At 68.0% G+C, this 17,710-nt stretch carries 15 protein-coding genes; 9 read left to right on the forward strand and 6 right to left on the reverse strand.

Going from position 1 to position 17,710, the window contains the following annotated elements; genetic code table 11:
- Window positions 1–17: 17 nt before the first annotated feature.
- The gene (locus BN10_RS10710; protein ID WP_010851265.1) at window positions 18–977 is read right to left on the reverse strand and encodes a LysR family transcriptional regulator; all 960 of its coding nucleotides are present in this window, start codon (window positions 975–977) and stop codon (window positions 18–20) included.
- A gap of 94 nt (window positions 978–1,071) precedes the next feature.
- Here BN10_RS10710 and BN10_RS10715 point away from each other — a divergent pair, with 94 nt between their 5' ends.
- The 3 genes from BN10_RS10715 to BN10_RS10725 all read left to right on the forward strand — a co-directional run bounded on the left by BN10_RS10715 (window position 1,072) and on the right by BN10_RS10725 (window position 3,831).
- Window positions 1,072–1,974, forward strand: coding sequence for a Sir2 family NAD-dependent protein deacetylase (locus BN10_RS10715; protein ID WP_233354305.1), 903 nt, complete (start codon window positions 1,072–1,074; stop codon window positions 1,972–1,974).
- A 15-nt stretch (window positions 1,975–1,989) separates the two neighbouring features.
- Window positions 1,990–2,226, forward strand: coding sequence for a GNAT family N-acetyltransferase (locus tag BN10_RS10720; RefSeq protein ID WP_010851267.1), 237 nt, complete (start codon window positions 1,990–1,992; stop codon window positions 2,224–2,226).
- Window positions 2,227–2,382: 156 nt separating this feature from the next.
- Entirely contained in the window at window positions 2,383–3,831 is a 1,449-nt protein-coding gene (locus BN10_RS10725) for an HNH endonuclease (protein ID WP_198014048.1), read from the forward strand.
- A 6-nt stretch (window positions 3,832–3,837) separates the two neighbouring features.
- Here the strand turns inward: BN10_RS10725 and BN10_RS10730 are convergent, their stop codons facing one another.
- Window positions 3,838–4,665, reverse strand: coding sequence for an ABC transporter permease subunit (locus BN10_RS10730; protein ID WP_010851269.1), 828 nt, complete (start codon window positions 4,663–4,665; stop codon window positions 3,838–3,840).
- Window positions 4,662–7,523 carry an alpha/beta fold hydrolase gene (locus BN10_RS10735; protein ID WP_156917213.1) on the reverse strand — a complete coding sequence of 954 codons (2,862 nt, stop codon included), beginning with the start codon at window positions 7,521–7,523 and terminating at the stop codon, window positions 4,662–4,664. Before BN10_RS10735 ends, BN10_RS10730 begins: the two co-directional genes overlap by 4 nt.
- Window positions 7,524–7,580: 57 nt before the next feature.
- Between BN10_RS10735 and BN10_RS10740 the strand changes: the two genes are divergently transcribed.
- Complete coding sequence (locus tag BN10_RS10740) at window positions 7,581–8,003, forward strand: DUF4259 domain-containing protein (protein WP_010851271.1); 423 nt, start codon at window positions 7,581–7,583, stop codon at window positions 8,001–8,003.
- Window positions 8,004–8,032: 29 nt separating this feature from the next.
- On the opposite strand, the gene lexA is transcribed toward BN10_RS10740, so the two are convergent.
- Window positions 8,033–8,773, reverse strand: a complete 741-nt coding sequence (gene lexA / locus BN10_RS10745; RefSeq protein ID WP_010851272.1) for a transcriptional repressor LexA — start codon at window positions 8,771–8,773, stop codon at window positions 8,033–8,035.
- 222 nt (window positions 8,774–8,995) lie between these two features.
- On the opposite strand from lexA, the gene BN10_RS10750 reads away from it, so the two are divergent.
- Window positions 8,996–9,376: a LysM peptidoglycan-binding domain-containing protein gene (locus BN10_RS10750; RefSeq protein WP_010851273.1), complete on the forward strand. Its 381-nt coding sequence runs from the start codon at window positions 8,996–8,998 to the stop codon at window positions 9,374–9,376.
- Between the two features lie 91 nt (window positions 9,377–9,467).
- Here BN10_RS10750 and BN10_RS10755 read toward each other — a convergent pair whose 3' ends face one another.
- Both BN10_RS10755 and BN10_RS10760 read right to left on the reverse strand, forming a co-directional pair.
- Window positions 9,468–10,571 (reverse strand): winged helix DNA-binding domain-containing protein, encoded by a 1,104-nt coding sequence (locus BN10_RS10755; RefSeq protein ID WP_010851274.1) that lies wholly within the window; start codon window positions 10,569–10,571, stop codon window positions 9,468–9,470.
- A gap of 19 nt (window positions 10,572–10,590) precedes the next feature.
- Window positions 10,591–10,818, reverse strand: coding sequence for a hypothetical protein (locus BN10_RS10760; protein WP_010851275.1), 228 nt, complete (start codon window positions 10,816–10,818; stop codon window positions 10,591–10,593).
- Window positions 10,819–11,399: 581 nt separating this feature from the next.
- On the opposite strand from BN10_RS10760, the gene nrdR reads away from it, so the two are divergent.
- The 4 genes from nrdR to BN10_RS10780 all read left to right on the forward strand — a co-directional run bounded on the left by nrdR (window position 11,400) and on the right by BN10_RS10780 (window position 17,661).
- The gene (gene nrdR, locus BN10_RS10765) at window positions 11,400–11,879 is read left to right on the forward strand and encodes a transcriptional regulator NrdR (protein WP_010851276.1); all 480 of its coding nucleotides are present in this window, start codon (window positions 11,400–11,402) and stop codon (window positions 11,877–11,879) included.
- 132 nt (window positions 11,880–12,011) lie between these two features.
- Complete coding sequence (locus BN10_RS10770) at window positions 12,012–14,972, forward strand: vitamin B12-dependent ribonucleotide reductase (RefSeq protein WP_010851277.1); 2,961 nt, start codon at window positions 12,012–12,014, stop codon at window positions 14,970–14,972.
- A 211-nt stretch (window positions 14,973–15,183) separates the two neighbouring features.
- Window positions 15,184–15,954: a hypothetical protein gene (locus BN10_RS10775; protein ID WP_010851278.1), complete on the forward strand. Its 771-nt coding sequence runs from the start codon at window positions 15,184–15,186 to the stop codon at window positions 15,952–15,954.
- A gap of 438 nt (window positions 15,955–16,392) precedes the next feature.
- Complete coding sequence (locus BN10_RS10780; RefSeq protein ID WP_010849552.1) at window positions 16,393–17,661, forward strand: IS256 family transposase; 1,269 nt, start codon at window positions 16,393–16,395, stop codon at window positions 17,659–17,661.
- The last annotated feature ends 49 nt before the right edge of the window (window positions 17,662–17,710 follow it).

Raw genomic sequence — 17,710 nt, forward strand, 5'->3', positions numbered from 1 at the left:
GGTGACCAAGGGATGAGTCAGCGTGCCGCCGTCGTCGCCCGCGCCCGCGAACGCACGGGCTTTGGTTGCGCCGCGGCGCTCAGCAACAGGGCATCCAAGGTGGCCTTCACGGCCGGCACCCGCGAGAGGTCCGGCGTCGTCACGGCCTCGATGCGCCGCAGCGATGGTGGATTGATCGACAGTGCCACGACGTCCTCGTGCTGCACCGTGCGCAGGATCAGGTCGGGCACGAGCGCGATCCCCAACCCCTCGGCGATCAGCCCCATGACGGCGACGTAGTCCTCGGTCTCGAAGGCGACGTGCGGTGCGAACCCGGCCTCGCGGCATACCTGCAGGAGATGGCCTCGACAACGGGGGCAACCGGCGATCCAGGTCTCGTCCTCAAGCGTCGACAGGTCGGCGACCTTGGACTTCGACCTGGCGAGCGGGTGGTCAGCGGGGACGACGAGGCGCACCTCGTCGTCGATGAGGGGCGTCACCTCGAAACCATCGACGTCCTCCTCGCCGCGGCCCAGGTCGACACCCTCATAGGTGAAGGCGACAGCGATGTCGCAGGTGCCGGCGCGCAGGGCCGACAACGACTCGGGCGGCTCCGCCTCGGTGAAGGTGATCGAGACGTCGGGGTACTCACGCTTGACGTGCGACAGCGCCTTCGGCACCAGAGTTGCCGACGCCGACGGGAAGGCCATCAGCCGCACCCGACCAGAGCGCAGTCCAGCGATCGCGGCGACCTCCTGCTCGGCGGCATCGAGGGCGGCGAGCACGGGGGAGGCGTGCCGCGCGAGCACCTCGCCGGCTTCGGTCAGACGGACCGTGCGGCCGATACGCTCGACGAGCACCGTGCCCGCGCGTTCCTCGAGGCGGCGCACCATCTGGGAGATGGCGGGCTGGCTGAAGCCGAGTTTGTGGGCGGCCGCCGTGAAACTGCCTTCGTCGGCGATCGCCCGCATGACGCGCAGTCCGGCGGTGTCGATCATGAGACAAGAGTATAACTGAACGTTATGAATGACCAGCGTCCGTGTGTTGTCACAAATGGAGGGAGGTATGCCGTGCACCCCCATACTTGGTCAGGTGACCTCTCGCATGACCTTTGCTTTGGCTGTATCGAGCCGGCCGTTCGCCGATGTCGACACCATTGCTGACGTGCTGCTCCGGAAGCCCGGCGCGCTCGTGCTGACGGGCGCGGGAATCAGCACCGAGAGCGGCATACCGGACTACCGAGGGCCGGACGGCAAGCGGCGGGTGACTCCGATGGAGCACAGCGAGTTCGTCGGCAGCAGCGGTGCGCGGCAGCGGTATTGGGCTCGCAGCTACATTGGGTGGGCACGGTTCAATGGCGCCGAACCCAACGACGGGCATCGCGGCGTCGCCGCGCTCCAGCGCTCGGGTCATCTCGGCGCGATCATCACGCAGAACGTCGACGGGTTGCACCAGCGCGCAGGCGCCCGTGAGGTGACCGAGTTGCATGGCAGTCTCGGCGATGCCATCTGCCTTGATTGTGGTGCGGTGCATGACCGCGAGTTCCTTCAGGCCCTGATGACGGACGCCAACCCGGGCTTCGCCGAGCTCGCCACGGGCGCCGCATCCGATGGCTCGCGGGTGAGCAGCCAGATCCGCCCCGACGGCGACATCGTCCTGGCCGATGACCTGGTCGCCGACTTCGTCCAGCCGACCTGCCCCCGCTGCGACTCCGACAAGGTCAAGCCAGACGTCGTCTTCTTTGGCGGCTCGGTCCCCAAGGAGCGCGTCGATCACTGCTTCGCGCTGACCGATGCGGCACCTGCGCTGCTGGTCCTCGGCTCGTCGCTGCAGGTGATGAGCGGCTTCCGGTTCGTGCGACGAGCGGCCGCGCGCGGCATACCTTGCCTGGCGATCACCCGCGGCCCCACGCGAGCCGAAGACCTGCTCGCCCACCACCTCGATGCACCGCTGGGGGAGACGTTGAAAGCGTTGCAGGAGAGGCTGATTCAATGATCATCCTCGTGGGGTATGCCGCCTCGGGCGCCCTTTCGTCCGCGCCCCCTCTACAAGCCGTTGATCGCGGCCCTGGATGAGGCCGGTGTGCACAGCCTGGTCGGCGTCGTCGCCCTGCCGAACGACGCGAGTGAGGCACTGCATCGGTCCCTGGGCTTCACTCATGTGGGGACGATGCGGGAGTTGGGGCACAAGTTCGGGAAGCGGATCGACTGCTCCTACTGGCAACGGATGAACCCGCTGCCGCACTGACGCTGACCAAGCTGTCGGTGTGCATTCCTAGGGTTGGGAGCGCCGGGGCTGTGAGCGCCCCCTTCAATGCTGCCCTCATCGTGAAATGCATTGGGGCAGAATGGAAATGGTCGCGCAAGGGTTGCGAGGGGAATCGAACAGATGTACGATCAAGGCATGACCATCGAGCTTCGAGACCTCCTCCCGGCGGCGGACCCTGTCGCCGGAGTGGCGTTCTTCATGGGGTGGTTGAGACGTGTCGACATGCTGGCTCTCACGCCCGAGGAGCAACTCGCTCTCGCCGGTCAGATCGAAGCCGCCAAGGGCACGATGGCGGCGGCGCAGGCGCGCGCAGTGGCGGAGTTCGACGCGGCACAGCGGGTCGAGCACGTGCAGCGCGGTGGTCGCCCCGAGACCGCTGGCCGATCCGTCGGCTCACAGGTCGGTCTCGCGCTGCGCACGTCCCCGTCACGTGGGGATGCCTTCGGTCGGATGGCCGTGGTGCTCACCGACCAGATGCCCCACACGATGCGTGCGCTCGAAGAGGGCCGGATTGGGGAGTATGCAGCGTCCGTGATGGTGTCCGCGACCAGTGGACTGCCCAGTGAGTTGCGTGAGGAGATCGACGAGCGCCTCGCCGGCCCGGACTCCACCGACGGCCTGGTCGAGCCCGGCCAGATCGCCCTCGAGACCATGACCCCGCGACAGATCGCCGGTGCCTGCCGCAGGCTCGCGGCAGAGCTCGACGCGGCGGCGGTGGTGGCCCGCAACGCCAGGGCCGCAGCCGGACGAGGGGTCTGCGTGCGGCCGGCGCCGGATGGACAGGCCTATTTGACGGTGCAGGGTCCCATGGTCGAGGTCGTCGGTGCGTATGCCGCCCTCACGCGCGACACGGACCGGGTCTGCTCCGGTGCCGACGAGGCCGAGAGCGCGGATGGTCGAGGTCGGGGCGCCGTGATGGCCGACCTGGCGCTGCGTCGGTTGTCCGGTCGCGCTGTCGATGAGCCCCAGCCGCTCACGATCAACCTCGTGATGACGGATCGTTCCCTGACCGGGCTGGGGGACGGGCGGCGATCGGTCGACGAGCCGGTCCGTGTTGCCGGGCACGGGCACCTGCCGGCAGGGCAGGTCCGAGCCCTCCTCGCCGATCCCGCGGTCGATGCTCGGGTGAGACGGCTCTTCACGACGCCGAGCGGGCGGGACCTCGTGGCGATGGAGAGCAGGGCACGGCACTTCCCGAAGGGGCTTCGGACCATGATTCGCCTGCGCGATGACGTCTGCGCCACCCCGTGGTGCGATGCACCCGTTCGGCATGACGACCATGTGACAGCACACTCCGCTGGTGGCTCCACGGGTTTCCACACTGGCAGCGGTCTCTGCGCTCGGTGCAACCTGGTCAAAGAGGACCCTGGGTGGTCAGTGTCCGTGACCGGTCGAGGTTCCGCGGATCGAGTGACCGTGACCAGAGCACCGACCGGCACCCTGCAGCGCAGCCAGGCGCCGCCGGTGATGGGTGCCGGGTGGAGGAGTCCGGATCCTCCGCGTGAGGAGATCGAGGAGTGGTTCGGCCCCGAGCACATGGCCGTGATCGAAGCCCGCGCGCAGTGGGAGAGTGAGCCGGCCTGACTCCCGTCAGGACAGGACGTCCTTGCGGTCGAAGCGGCGGAAGCCGATGGCGACGAAGAGCACCGCATAGAGCAGTGACCACAGCACGCCGTGGCGCATCGCGCTCCAGTCCGGGTCACTGCTGTAGAGCAGGTCCAACCACGCCCTGGAGTAGTGCCCGGGCAGCGCCTTGCGCCAGTCTCCGAGAGCGTCGATCGAGTCGAGGATCCCCGCGACGATGTAGGCAATGAGGGCAGCGCCGACAGCGGCAAGCGGGGTGTCGGTCCGCACTCCCACCCAGAACGCGATGGCTGCAATCGGCAGGACCGAGACAAACAAATAGGGCAGCACGATGGCCAACCGGGGCAGGAAGGTGCCCCAAGGCATGGTCCCGCCCCCGGGAATCGTGAAAACCGCTGTCCCATAGGCGATCCAACCGACAAGCAGGGCCCACACCGCGAGCACGACCACGGCCACGGCCAAGGACAGCAACCCGACGACGAGCTTGCTCGTCAACAGCCGCGCGCGAGCCACCGGGGCCGTGAGGAGATAGCGCAGGGACGACCAGGACGCCTCGGCGGGCACCGGGTCGCCGGCGAGGAGGGCCGCGACGATGTAGAGCAACAGTTCCCCGCTGACCAGCAGCACGAAGATGGTGAAGTTGGCCGCGCCACCGGTCGCGAGATCGACCGGCCGGGTGCCCGCGTTGGCACCGCCGTCACGAGGCCCGCTGTCGAGGGAGAAGGCCGCCACGAACAGGAGCGGCAGCACGATCAGGATCCCGAAGATCCACACCGTGCGCCGACGACCGAGTTGGCGTCCGATCTCGGCACGAAACGACAGGGGGGCACTCATCGGGCACGCACCTGTCGCAGCCGCTCGACGACGCCGCCGGCCCCGGAGTCCTGAGCTCCGCCGACCTCCTGCGCGGACGCGATGACCCCGAGGAAGACCTCCTCGAGGTGGCGCCTGCTCCCGACGCCCGTCACGTCCAGCCCGGCATCGAGCGCGAGGCGGACGACCTCGGGTCGAGGACGGTCGGCGACGATCGTGATCTTGGCGCGGTCACCTTCGTCGATCACCTCCACGGACCGTATGCCGTGGGCCCCGGTCAACGTTGCCAGGGCACCTTCCATTGGGGCCGAGGCGGTCTCGATCACCGTCGTGTCCTCACTGGCGACGAGTTCGGCAACCGGGCCGGCCGTGACGACCCGACCGGCGTGCATGACGACGACATGGCTGCAGGTCATCTCGACCTCCGCGAGCAGGTGACTGGAGACGACGACGGTGCGGCCGGTCGCGGCATACGCCTGGAGGATGGGCCGCATGGCCGCGATCTGCGGTGGGTCGAGCCCATTGGTGGGCTCGTCGAGGAAGAGCACGTCCGGCTTGCCCAGCATTGCCTGCGCGATGCCGAGGCGCTGCTTCATCCCGTGCGAATAGGTGCGGACCGGCCGGTCGAGAGCCCCACCGAGCGCCGCGACGTCGAGAGCCTCCTCGAAGCCCGCCTCCTCGGCCGGCCGTCCGGTGGCCCGCCAGAAGGCCTGGAGGTTCTCGCGGCCGGTCAGATGCGGCAGGAAGCCGGGGCCCTCGACCAGGGCGCCGACGCGACCGAGGATCGGCGCGCCGGGAGTGATCGGGTGTCCGGCGACGTGGACGGTGCCCGAGTCGGGTCGGATGAGGCCGAGCATCATGCGCATCGTCGTCGTCTTGCCGGCACCGTTGGGGCCGAGCAGGCCGACGACCTGGCCGCGCTCGGCGCGCCACGAGACGTCATCGACGGCGCGGTGGCCATCGGCATACGTCTTGACCAGGTGCGAGACGACGAGCGGCACGTCGGCGAGGTCTTCGCGGAAGGGGAGTCGAGCCCGGCGCCGTCGGGCCCACCAGGCGCGCGCACCGAGCCCCGCGAGCAGCGCGACGAGGGCGCCGGCGAGCAGCCAGGATTCGGTGTCCCGCTCCCCGGCAACCGAAACCGGTGTCCCGACGGCCGTGGGCACGGCCAGGGCGGTCGGGAAGGCAATGACGTCCGCTCGCGCGTCGCGTGAACCCGCGAAGGCCGTGTCCGTGCTGGTCACCAGCACCCGCCACGTGCTGCCCTGCTCGACCGTCCACGTGCCGGCGGGGAGGGCAACCGTCACCTCCGTGGGCACCCCGGGCGTGACCCGTGCCCGCACCGGTGCGACCAGCGGCCGCGGCTGGCTGACGGCGCTGCCCTGGACCTGCCAGAGGGAGACAAAGAGGGTCACCTCGGGCGCGACCGACGTGATCGTCAGGGTGACGCGTGGCGAGCCGACGATGGTCATCCGCTGGACGTCGCGCGTGTCCATGTGGGCCGACTGCCCGGGCAGGGCCGCCAGTTGGTAGGTCGGCAGTGAGAGGCCGGCTGCGGCCAATCCGGGGATGCTGGTCGTCGACGCCGGTTGGCCGCCGGGCGGGGTGAGGATGCGGCTCGAGTCCTTGGCGGCGACGAGCGGGATCGTGGACCACGTGGCGTCGTCCTCGCCCAATCCCGGGTATGCCGGGAGCGTCACCAGGGGCGGTGCGCTCTGCCGGCGCGCCTGGGGGAGCGCATAGGTGAAGGCGGCGACCGGCAGGGATCCCTCGAGGGCCGGTTTGGTCTCGGCCTTCACGTAGTGCCCGAGCCACGCCTCGGCCGCGGCGTCGTCCTGGGCCTGGGTGGCCGAGCGTGCGTCGTGGCCGCCGTCGGTCCACCGCACGGCGAGCGGAGCCCCGGTGGCGGCGATGGCGCGGGCATTCGCGTCGGCCTGGTCGAGGCCGAAGAGGGAGTCGGTGAGGCCCTGGATGAGCAGGGTGGGGGGCATGCGGTCACCGATCACGGCGTTCGGACCGTGACCGCGCAGGGTGTCGAGCAGCTCGGGTGCCGGGGTGCCGGTTTCGGCCGCGGCGGTCAGTCCGTGGCACAGGCTCAGGTCGAAGCGCCCGCAGAGCAGATCAGCGGGGGTGGTCGAGGTGGCCGGGGGTGCACTCGTGCCCTGGCTGCCGGCGACTGACCCGGCAAAGAAGCGGGAACCCCAGAGTTGCTTGTAGATCCCCGGGACATCGGTGGGGTCAATTCGCGCCGGTGTGGTGGGTCGGCCGTCCCCGGCCGGGAGCCCCTGCTGGGGGAAGAGGGACAGGGCCAGGTCGTTCCAGGTGATCGAGGCGACGATGCCGTCGATGCGGGGGTCGGTGGCACCGAGCATGAGCGCGAGCGCCCCGCCATAGGACCCGCCGGCCACCGCCACCCGCGGATCGCCGGTGGCGTCGAGTCGGACGTCGTCCCGTGCAGCGAGGGTGTCGACGAGGGTGCGGGCGTCGGCGACCTCGAGGGCGGGGTCGTCGAGGTGGATCCGCCCACCGGAGGCCCCGAAGCCGCGGGCGGTGTAGGTGACGACGACCCACCCCTGCGCGGCATACCTCTTGGCTTGCGTGTCCAGGTCGGCCTTGCTCCCCCCGAAGCCGTGGGCCAGGAGAAGTGCCGGATGGCGCCCCGTCGTGCCCGGAGCGAAGGTGCTCGTGTCGATCTGGACCGGCGTGCCGTCCGGCTCGGTACCGACGGGAACCATTGCCTCGGTTTCGGTGACGCCAGCGGCAGTTGTCGCCGCAGCCGGGGGAGCCAGACCTGTGAGACCGCCGAGCCCGATGACCAGGGCGAGAGCTGAAATCACGGCGACCGGTCGGACCCGGCGCGGGACGGGTCGCCGACGCATGGGCAGATTGTGCACCCCCACCCTGAGTGACACCAGCACTGCAGTAGCGTCGCCACCATGGGTGCCTGGGGTTCTGGACTCTTCGACAACGACAACGCGCTCGACGTCATGGGGGACCTCGAGGACTCCACGCCGCAGGGGCGTCCCGACTTGGTCGTGGCAGCCCTCGACGAGGTGCTCCTCGCTGACGGTTACATCGAGGCGCCCGAGATGTCGGCAGCCGTTGCAGCCGCGGCAGCCGTTGGCGCCGTGGTCAATCCCGGTGCGGCAGTGGAGGAATCCTCGCGCCCGCACTGGTTGGCTGCGGACGCCTTCGAGGTCGACGAGGAGCTCATCGAGAAGTCTCGCCGTGTGCTCCGTCGGGCGATCCGGGCCCAGGACAACGAGTGGTACGAGCTCTGGGCCGAGAGCGGCACCGCCGACGAGATGGTCGAGTCGTGCCAGCGTGCCCTAGCCTGGCTGGGGGACCGGGACGACTGATCTGCCCGGATCCGTCAGATTCGGGCAGTTCAGATTCGGCGCAGAACCGCGGTGACCTTGCCGAGGATCGTCGCGTGGTCGCCGTCGATCGGGCTGAAGTCGGCGTTGTGGGGCAGCAGCCACACCTTGCCGTCCTTGCGCTTGAAGGTCTTCACCGTCGCCTCGTTGTCGAGCATCGCCGCGACGATGTCGCCATTGTCGGCGGTCGGCTGCTGCCGGACGACCACCCAGTCGCCGTCACAGATGGCGGCATCGATCATCGAGTCCCCGACGACCTTGAGCAGGAAGAGGGTGCCCTCGCCGACGATCTGCTTGGGGAGCGGGAAGACATCCTCGACCAGCTCGTCGGCCGTGATCGGGATGCCGGCGGCAATCTGGCCGACGACCGGGACGTAGGAGGCCTCCGGGCGCTCGTCATGGATGCCCGTCTCGTCGATCGTCGCGTCCGGGTCGGCGCTGGACACGCTGTGCCCGCGGTAGCCGGGGGCGTTGGGCGCATCAGGGGAGACGACCTCGATCGCGCGCGGGCGCATCGGGTCGCGGCGCAGGTAGCCCTTGCGCTCCAGGGACGCGAGCTGGTGGGCCACCGAGCTGGGTGAGGTGAGCCCGACGGCCTCACCGATCTCGCGCATGCTCGGCGGGTAACCACGGCGGTCGACGCTGTTGCGGATGACCTCGAGGACCTTGCGCTGACGATTGGTCAGGCCCTCGCCGGTGTCGCGGTCGGGCAGCTCGTGGATCTCGCCGCCGGTGTCCTTGCGTCCCGCCATGGTCTCCTCGTTTCCGCAGGTCAGAGCCGGTGCCAGTGGGCTGTCGGTGGTCCCTGACAGTGTTCTCGTCGTGGGAAGGACCCTACGGGGTTCGAACACAGGTTTCAAACAAATGTACGAGCGTGTCTTGCAGTTTCTCGAACACTCGTGCTAGACATCGTACAGACGTTCTATCGAACACAGTTTCGGGTTCGGGCCCGGAAGGATCAGCAGGAGGCAGACATGAGCGCACTGACCTGGGACGAGGTCGGCGTCGTCGAGAGCACGCCGCGCCGGCACCTGACGCTGGTGCCGACCGGAGATGGGGTCGCCGCCGGCGGACTGCAGTTGACCCGTCGGGGTCGGCTGGCCATCACGCTCGTGGTCCTGGCCCTGGCCGTCATTGCCGCCGTGGTCGGCGTCAACCGCGCCTTCGCCGCCCCGGCTCCCGCGGCACCTCTGGCCACGGTCACCGTCGCCTCGGGCGACACCCTCTCGACCATCGCGGCCCGCGAGATGCCCGGCCTGCCCATCCGCGAGGCCGTCCAGCGCCTCCAGATCGCCAACAACCTCAACTCCGCCGCCATCAGCGCCGGCGCGAGCATCGTCATCCCGAGTTACTGAGTCCCTCGACCCGGCTCAGTTCTGCTGCCGAACTCCTCGACCCGGTTCTGCAGCGCAGGGGCGCCACCGTCCGTCGCGACGGTGGCGCCCCTCATTCATGGAAGGCGGTCAGCCGCGCAGTGGCCTCGTCGACGGCATCGCGCTCGGGTTCGGTGAGCGGCCGCTCCGGGTGGATCGTGACCGAGACCTTGCGACCCGTGACGGTGCGCTTCCACAGTCCGACGTCGACACCCCCGATGACGACCGTCCCGCCGCCGGCTTCGGCGATCAGTCGGCTGCGGTCCAAGGTGGCGCGGGCGAGCGGGAAGCCGGTGCGCGCATAGGTGAGCGTGACCTCGTCGAAGGTCGGCAGCAGGTATGCCGCGTGCTCCCGCGTGGTCCGCGGCCGCACCGTCGGGTCGGCGTGGAGGATGAACTCCTCACCGGCCTCGTCGCGGACAGTGAGGCTCTCCAGGATGCCCTCCTCGACGAGCTCGGCGATGGCAGCTCGCGACTCGGTGAGGGGAATGTTGGCCCACCGCAGCAGGTCTCGCTCGTCACCGGGGCCGTGGCCACTGAGGAATCGGTGCACCATCCGCCGGATGGCGCCCGGCCGGTCGCGCGTGGGCAGGTCGTCGTCGGGCGTGTGCGCGATGACCTCGTCGACGAGCAGGTAGGTGTGCTCGGTGCCGCGCGGCGGACCGCCGCAGATGACGGCGCGCACTTCGGCCGTGGCGAGTTGATGCCCCATCTGCTCCCCGCCGTGGGGCAGCCCGCGGGCCGCGAACTCGGCCTGGATCTCCCTGCGGGTGAGCGCATTTCGGCCCCCGAGGAGCTCACCGAGAGTTGTCAGCGCACGATCCTTGGCGGCCGTGTCCAGACCGAGGGCTCGGTGGCGCGCCGCCTGACCCGACTCGATCCGCGGGCCGGTCAGGGCCTGCAGCCACCGCAGATCCTCGGCCGCGACGTGATGCCAGGTCGGGCGCAGCACGTGCGTGCGGACGAAGCCGAGGCCGGCCTGCTCGGCCAGCACCGCGGCATACGACTCGGAGCGGGAGCGCATGGCAAGAGACCACGCGGCGAGGGGAGCGTCCTGCGATTGGACGGCGAGGAGGTGGCGCACCACGTCGGTGGCGCCGCGCATTGGTGCCGCGGTGAGTCGTTGGGTGGCCAGTCGGCGTCGATGGACACCAGCGAGCGGCACGGGGCGGGGCACGGGCCCAGCCTGTCAGGGATCAGCCGCGGTGGCGGCCGGCGTAATGCTGGTCGGTGACGTAGCCGACCGTGTGCCGGGCGACGTGCCGACGTCCCGGCAGGAGCGCCGTCATCAGTGACTTGAACCACGACCCGCGACCGTCGCGGTGACGGCCAGGTGCATAGGTCGGGAGTGCGCGCGACCGACCGGGCAGCGCGAAGCGAGGCAGTGGGGGAGCACTGTGGTCCCAGGCTGGGGCGATCGCCATGGGACAAGGGTGGCGTGCGTGCCGCGAGTGGTCGTGGAGGCTGGTGTGTCCGGCGTGTCGTGAGTCCGGCGCGCCGTGGACACCGCGGTCAGAACGTGTGGCGCATGACGAGTCGGGGCATGCCCGACGACACCGCCTTCGTCGTCCCGATGACCTCGAAACCGGCCGCGTCGAACATCGCCTTCGGATTGACCACCGCGGCAGAGTCGTCGAGACGGGCCGGCGTCAGCGGGTGCGTCTCCCAACGGGTCGTGGCCCCAACTGTGCCAGCACCACCAGTTGTGGTGCCTCGTCCGTCCCAGGAGCACCAGAAGTTGTGTCCAGACCCGCCTGTGACATGCCGACGCGCCCATGCGGAAAGTTGGAAAGAGGCTCTGACCTGCGCAAACGTGGCCCGCCGAAAGTCGTCGCGCCCAGGGCTTGCGTCCCACCTCGCAGTCGCGCATGATTGCACTACATCTAGTGGTTACACCGTTGTTGTTCGCCCACATGTTGTGCACATGGAAGCAACGTTCTGCACAAGTTGTTGACACTGATGAGCACAGGGAATCCACCGATCCGTCCACAAGGAGGCGCGAACCATGCACTGCCCGTTCTGCCGCCACACCGACTCACGGGTCATGGACTCCCGCGCCACCGACGACGGTTCGAGCATCCGCCGGCGTCGTCAGTGCCCCGAGTGCGGGAAGCGGTTCACGACCGTCGAGACCGCCGCGCTCAGTGTGGTCAAGCGGTCCGGCGCGACCGAGCCGTTCAGCCGCGCGAAGGTCCTCGTCGGCGTCCGCAAGGCCTGTCAGGGTCGGCCGGTCACCGAGGACGACCTGGCCCTGCTGGCCCAGCGGGTCGAGGAGACGATCCGAGGGCTCGGACAGGCCGAGGTCGACGCCCACGAGGTCGGCTTGGCCGTCCTGGAGCCGCTGCGCGAGCTCGACGAGGTCGCCTACCTGCGGTTCGCGAGCGTCTACCAGGCGTTCACCAGCCTCGAGGACTTCGAGGCCGCGATCACGCTGCTGCGGGCCGAGCGGCCTGCCACGGCCGAAGAGCCCACACCCCGCACCTGACCACCGCGTATGCCGCGGGCGCACCTCAGGGGTGAGCGCGCGGCATACGCCAACGCATGACCCGGCCACAGACCGACTGTCAGTGGTCACCGATAGAACTGAAGCAAGTCACACACGAAAGAGGAGTAGGACATGACCGAGACCGTCGGCGCACGTGCAGGTGCCCGCAAGAACGGCACGAAGGGGAGTGCAGGTGTGAAGATCGAGCGGATATACACCACCCCCGGTGTCCACCCCTACGACGAGGTGACGTGGGAGAAGCGCGACGTCGTCCAGCAGAACTGGAAGACCGGCGAGACGATCTTCGAGCAGCGCGGTGTCGAGTTCCCCGACTTCTGGAGCGTCAACGCGAGCACGATCGTCACGACCAAGTACTTCCGTGGCGCGGTCGGCACACCCGAGCGTGAGTCCGGCCTCAAGCAGCTGATCGACCGTGTCGTCCTGACCTATGTCAAGGCCGGCAAGGAGCACGGCTACTTCGCGACCGACGAGGACGGGGAGCTCTTCGAGCACGAGCTGACCTATGCCCTGCTGCACCAGGTGTTCAGCTTCAACTCGCCCGTGTGGTTCAACGTCGGCACGAAGTCGCCGCAGCAGGTCAGCGCCTGCTTCATCCTGTCGGTCGACGACTCGATGGACTCGATCCTGAACTGGTACAAGGAAGAGGGGTTCATCTTCAAGGGCGGCTCCGGTGCCGGCCTCAACCTCTCGCGCATCCGCTCCTCCAAGGAGCTGCTGAGCAGCGGCGGCACGGCGAGCGGGCCGGTGTCCTTCATGCGTGGCGCCGACGCGTCCGCGGGCACGATCAAGTCCGGTGGTGCGACCCGTCGTGCGGCCAAGATGGTCGTCCTGGATGTCGACCACCCCGACATCGTCGAGTTCGTCGAGACCAAGGCGCGCGAGGAGGACAAGATCCGCGCGCTGCGTGACGCGGGCTTCGACATGGACCTGGGCGGCAAGGACATCGTGTCCGTGCAGTACCAGAACGCCAACAACTCGGTGCGGGTCAACGACGAGTTCATGCGTGCGGTCGAGGAAGGGCGGGAATTTGGTCTGAGGTCGCGCAAGGACGGCTCGGTCATCGAGACCATCGACGCGCGTGAGCTCATGGGCAAGATCGCGACCGCCGCGTGGGAGTGCGCCGACCCGGGCATCCAGTACGACGACACGATCAACGACTGGCACACCAACCCCGAGACCGGCCGCATCACCGCGTCCAACCCGTGCTCGGAGTACATGTCTCTCGACAACTCCTCGTGCAACCTGGCCTCGCTGAACCTGCTCAAGTTCCTCAAGGACGACGACACGTTCGACGCGGTCAAGTTCCAGCAGGTCGCCGAGCTCGTCATCACGGCGATGGACATCTCGATCTGCTTCGCGGACTTCCCGACCGAGTCGATCGGCAAGACGACGCGTGACTACCGCCAGCTGGGCATCGGCTACGCCAACCTCGGCGCGCTGCTCATGGCGACCGGTCACGGCTACGACTCCGACGGTGGGCGGGCTTTGGCTGCGGCCATCACGTCCTTGCTTACGGGTGCGGCCTACAAGCGTTCCGCCGAGCTGGCCGGGGTCGTCGGCCCGTATGCCGGGTTCGCCCGGAACGCGGACGCCCACAAGCGGGTCATGCGCAAGCACGCCGCTGCCAACGACGCGGTCCGCACGCTTGGGGTCATGGACAAGGACATCCACCGCGCTGCCACCAAGGCGTGGGACGAGGTCGTCAAGCTCGGTGAGAAGAACGGCTACCGCAACGCCCAGGCGTCGGTGCTGGCCCCGACCGGGACCATCGGCTTCATGATGGACTGCGACACCACGGGCATCGAGCCGGACTTCTCGCTGGTGAAGTTCAAGAAGCTCGTCGGCGGCGGCTCGATGCAGATCGTCAACCTGACGATCCCGCGCGCGCTCAAGAAGCTCGGCTACACCCAGGAGACCATCGAGGCGATCGTCGAGTACATCGCTGACAAGGGTCACGTCATCGACGCCCCGGGCCTGAAGACGGAGCACTACGAGGTCTTCGACACCGCCATGGGTGCGCGCGCCATCTCCCCGATGGGTCACGTGCGGATGATGGCGGCGACGCAGCCGTTCCTCTCCGGGGCCATCTCCAAGACGGTCAACCTGCCGGAGACGGCCACGGTCGAGGAGATCGAGGACGTCTACGTCCAGGGCTGGAAGCTCGGCCTCAAGGCGCTCGCGGTCTATCGCGACAACTGCAAGGTCGGCCAGCCGCTTTCCGACGGTGGCTCGACGGCCAAGGACGCGGCGGCGGACAAGGCTGCGGGCGCGGGCGCGGCGGCCGAGGCCAAGGTCGTCGAGAAGGTCGTCTACCGCCCGACGCGTGAGCGACTGCCAAAGCGCCGCACCTCGCAGACCACGTCCTTCCAGGTCGGCGGCGCCGAGGGCTACCTCACGGCCGGCACCTACGACGACGGTCGCCTCGGTGAGGTCTTCCTGAAGTTCGGGAAGCAGGGTTCCACGCTCGCCGGTGTCATGGATGCCTTCTCGATCGTCACTTCGGTCGCGCTGCAGTACGGCGTGCCGCTGGAGACCTTCGTCGAGAAGTTCACGAACATGCGCTTCGAGCCGGCCGGCATGACCGACGACCCGGACGTGCGGATGGCCCAGTCCCTCATGGACTACGTTTTCCGTCGCCTCGCCCTGGACCACCTCGACTTCGAGACCCGCTCGTTCTACGGCATCCACACCGCCGACGAGCGCGCCCACCAGCTCGAGACCGGTTCCTACGACATGTCCACGGTCGACGAGACCGACGCCGAGGCCGTCGAGGACGAGATCGAGTCCTACTCGACTGGCATCGGTGCCCAGGCCCCGAAGAAGTCGGCCGAGCCGAAGCAGGAGGCGCCGCACGCCGAGAAGCTCGACGCGGCAGCGGTCACGTCCGGCGCGGGTGCCGCCTCGGCGCGTGAGGTCTCCTCGGAGATCCACTCCTCGGCCGACCTGCTCGCCAAGTTCGGCGACAAGAAGGCTGCGGACGCGCCGATGTGCATGACCTGCGGGACGAAGATGCGCCCGGCTGGGTCGTGCTACGTCTGCGAAGGCTGCGGAAGCACCTCCGGCTGCAGCTGACGCGGGCAACGCCTTTCGGGACACGCGGGGCTCGGTGGATGACCATTGAGCCCCGCGTGCGTCCCTGCTGGGCAGTTTGACGCCTCACTGGAGAACCTGAGTAGTCTGCAACGAGTACCACGTCCCAGGAAAGCCTCAGGGTAAGCGTGCGATCATGACACCACGGCGGCCGTTAGGGCTCGCGTGCCTCTCATTCCAAAAAGGACATTCGATGAGGAAGAATGCGTTCCCCGCAGTAGTGGCAGTTCTAGGGGCGTTGCTAGCGGGCTGCGGATCGGCGGCGGAATCGACTAAGACCAGCGGCGAAAAGAAGTCGTCAGTCGTTTCAGGGGGCCAGACCTCTTCGTCCGCCGTCGCGAGTTCGTCTACGGCCACAAGCAAGGCTCCGGAGTCGAAACTCGCGGTCTCAGATTTCGGCTTCACCCAGTTGACGGGCGGTGAGTACCTAAGCCCCGGCGTCACGTATGCCGTCATCGTCGAGAACCCGGGATCAAGCATCGCGGAGGGCGTCCAGCTGCAAGTTTCGTTCGAGTCCGCGAGTGGTTCTGTTATCGCCAGCGATCAGCACGTCATCACCGCCATCCTGCCGGGCACGAAGGCAGCGCAGGCCGGCTACAAGCATGACATCAAGGATGTAGCGACGATGAAGGTCCAAATGATGCCTGGTCGATCGGAAGCGCTCAAAGACAAGCCGGCTAACTTCACTGTGGATGGCGTCGCCAGCACCAAGAACGACTTTGGCATGAAGACAGTCGCAATGGTGACCTCCCCGTTCACCAAAGACCTTAAGGACGTTATCGTCACCGCGGTTTATCGCGACGGTGCCAACAAGATCGTTGGTGGGGACTTCACCTTCCTTAATTTCGTTCCCGCGGGCGGCAACGCAGCTGTAACGGTGGACGCAATCAACTGGGAGGGCGAGGCGCCCGCTGCCACTGAGGTCTACGCGACCCTTTCTGCGCTTTCGTTGCTCGGCGACTGAGTTGCCTATCCGCTGTGGTCACGAGTGCGAAGCGAGTGACCCCCGGAAGAAGAAGGCAAACCTGGACCGCACGAATGAAGGCGCGGTTGCTGGGTGCACCGGTGATGGCTGTTCTCTGTATGGCAGGTCAGCGATCGAGCCAGATGGCGACCGGCCAGAGCGTCAGAAATGTCTCGGTCGTCGGCGTCGATCGCCTTGTCGCATGGCTAGAGACTCAACCGCAAAGGATGGATGCCGAATTTCGAACGGCGTGGGTGGAGGCTGTGGTCAGCAGGTTCCCGAGTGCCACGCTGCATGCTCCGATTCCGATCGGCTCGAGTTGAGTCCGTAGCGTTGGTGTACGTCGACACCGGTGGCGTGTCCCTGCTGGATGCAGGTGCGGTCACCGCGTGATCCTTCGAGTGAACCTCTCACAGCACTCTCGAATGGAGCATCGCGATGACCGCGAACCTCAGTATCGACCCTGACGTGTTCTTGCACGAGCAGCTCGCGCAGGCCAGCCCGGACTTGATGCGTGACCTGCTCTCCACCTTCGTCAACGCCTTGTTGTCGGCGCAGGCCGACAGTGTGTGCGGCGCCGACTATGGGACCCGGTCAACCGAGCGGACGAACCGGCGCAACGGGTACCGGCATCGGGACCTGGACACTCGCACCGGCACTCTCGACATCGCGATCCCCAAGCTGCGTGAAGGCAGCTTCTTCCCGGAGTGGCTGCTGGAACGGCACCGCCGCGCTGAAGCCGCCCTGACCACCGTCGTGGCCACCTGCTACCTGCTTGGGGTCTCCACCCGCCGGATGGACAAACTGGTGCGCACGCTGGGCATCACCGGCTTGTCGAAGTCAAAGGTCTCCGAGATGGCCAAGGACCTGGACGCCCAGGTCGAGGCGTTCCGGACCCGACCCTTGGACGAGGGGCCGTACACGTTCGTGGCCGCCGACGCGCTCACGATGAAGGTGCGTGAGAACGGGCGGGTGGTCAAGGTCGCGGTCATGGTCGCCACCGGCGTCAACGCCGACGGCTACCGCGAAATCCTCGGTATCCAGTGCGCGACAACCGAATCCGGTGCGGGCTGGCTGGGGTTCTTCCGCGACCTCGTCGCCCGCGGCCTGACCAAAGAAGGCCCGGTCGGCCTGGTCACCAGTGACGCCCACACCGGCTTGGTCGAGGCCATCGGCGCGACCCTGCCAGCTGCGTCCTGGCAACGCTGCCGCACCCACTACGCCGCGAACCTCATGGCCGCGACCCCCAAATCGCAGTGGGGTTGGGTCAAAGCCCTCCTGCACTCGGTGTACGACCAACCCGACGCCCAAGCCGTCCACGCCCAGTTCGACCGCGTCCTCGAGGGGCTGCACGACAAGCTCCCCGCAGTAGCCGAGCACCTCGAGGACGCCCGCGCCGACATCCTCGCCTTCACGATCTTCCCGAAAGTGTTGTGGCGACAGATCTGGTCCAACAACCCCAACGAACGGTTGAACCGCGAGATCCGCCGGCGCACTGATGTCGTGGGCATCTTCCCCAACCGCGAAGCGATCATCCGCCTCGTCGGTGCCGTCCTGGCCGAGCAACACGACGAATGGGCCGAACAACGCCGCTACCTCGGACTCGAGGCCCTCAAACAAGCCCGCGCAGCCCTCGCCGACCGCGAGACAGTCCTCCTGACCGAGGAGGTGAACCCCGACCTGATCGCCCGCGCCATCAGCGCCTGAACATCACCATCGAACGATCACCTCGTACACCACCGCTCCGGGCTTGACC

Source organism: Phycicoccus elongatus Lp2, from assembly GCF_000367525.1.
In the GTDB taxonomy this organism is placed as follows: domain Bacteria; phylum Actinomycetota; class Actinomycetes; order Actinomycetales; family Dermatophilaceae; genus Phycicoccus_A; species Phycicoccus_A elongatus.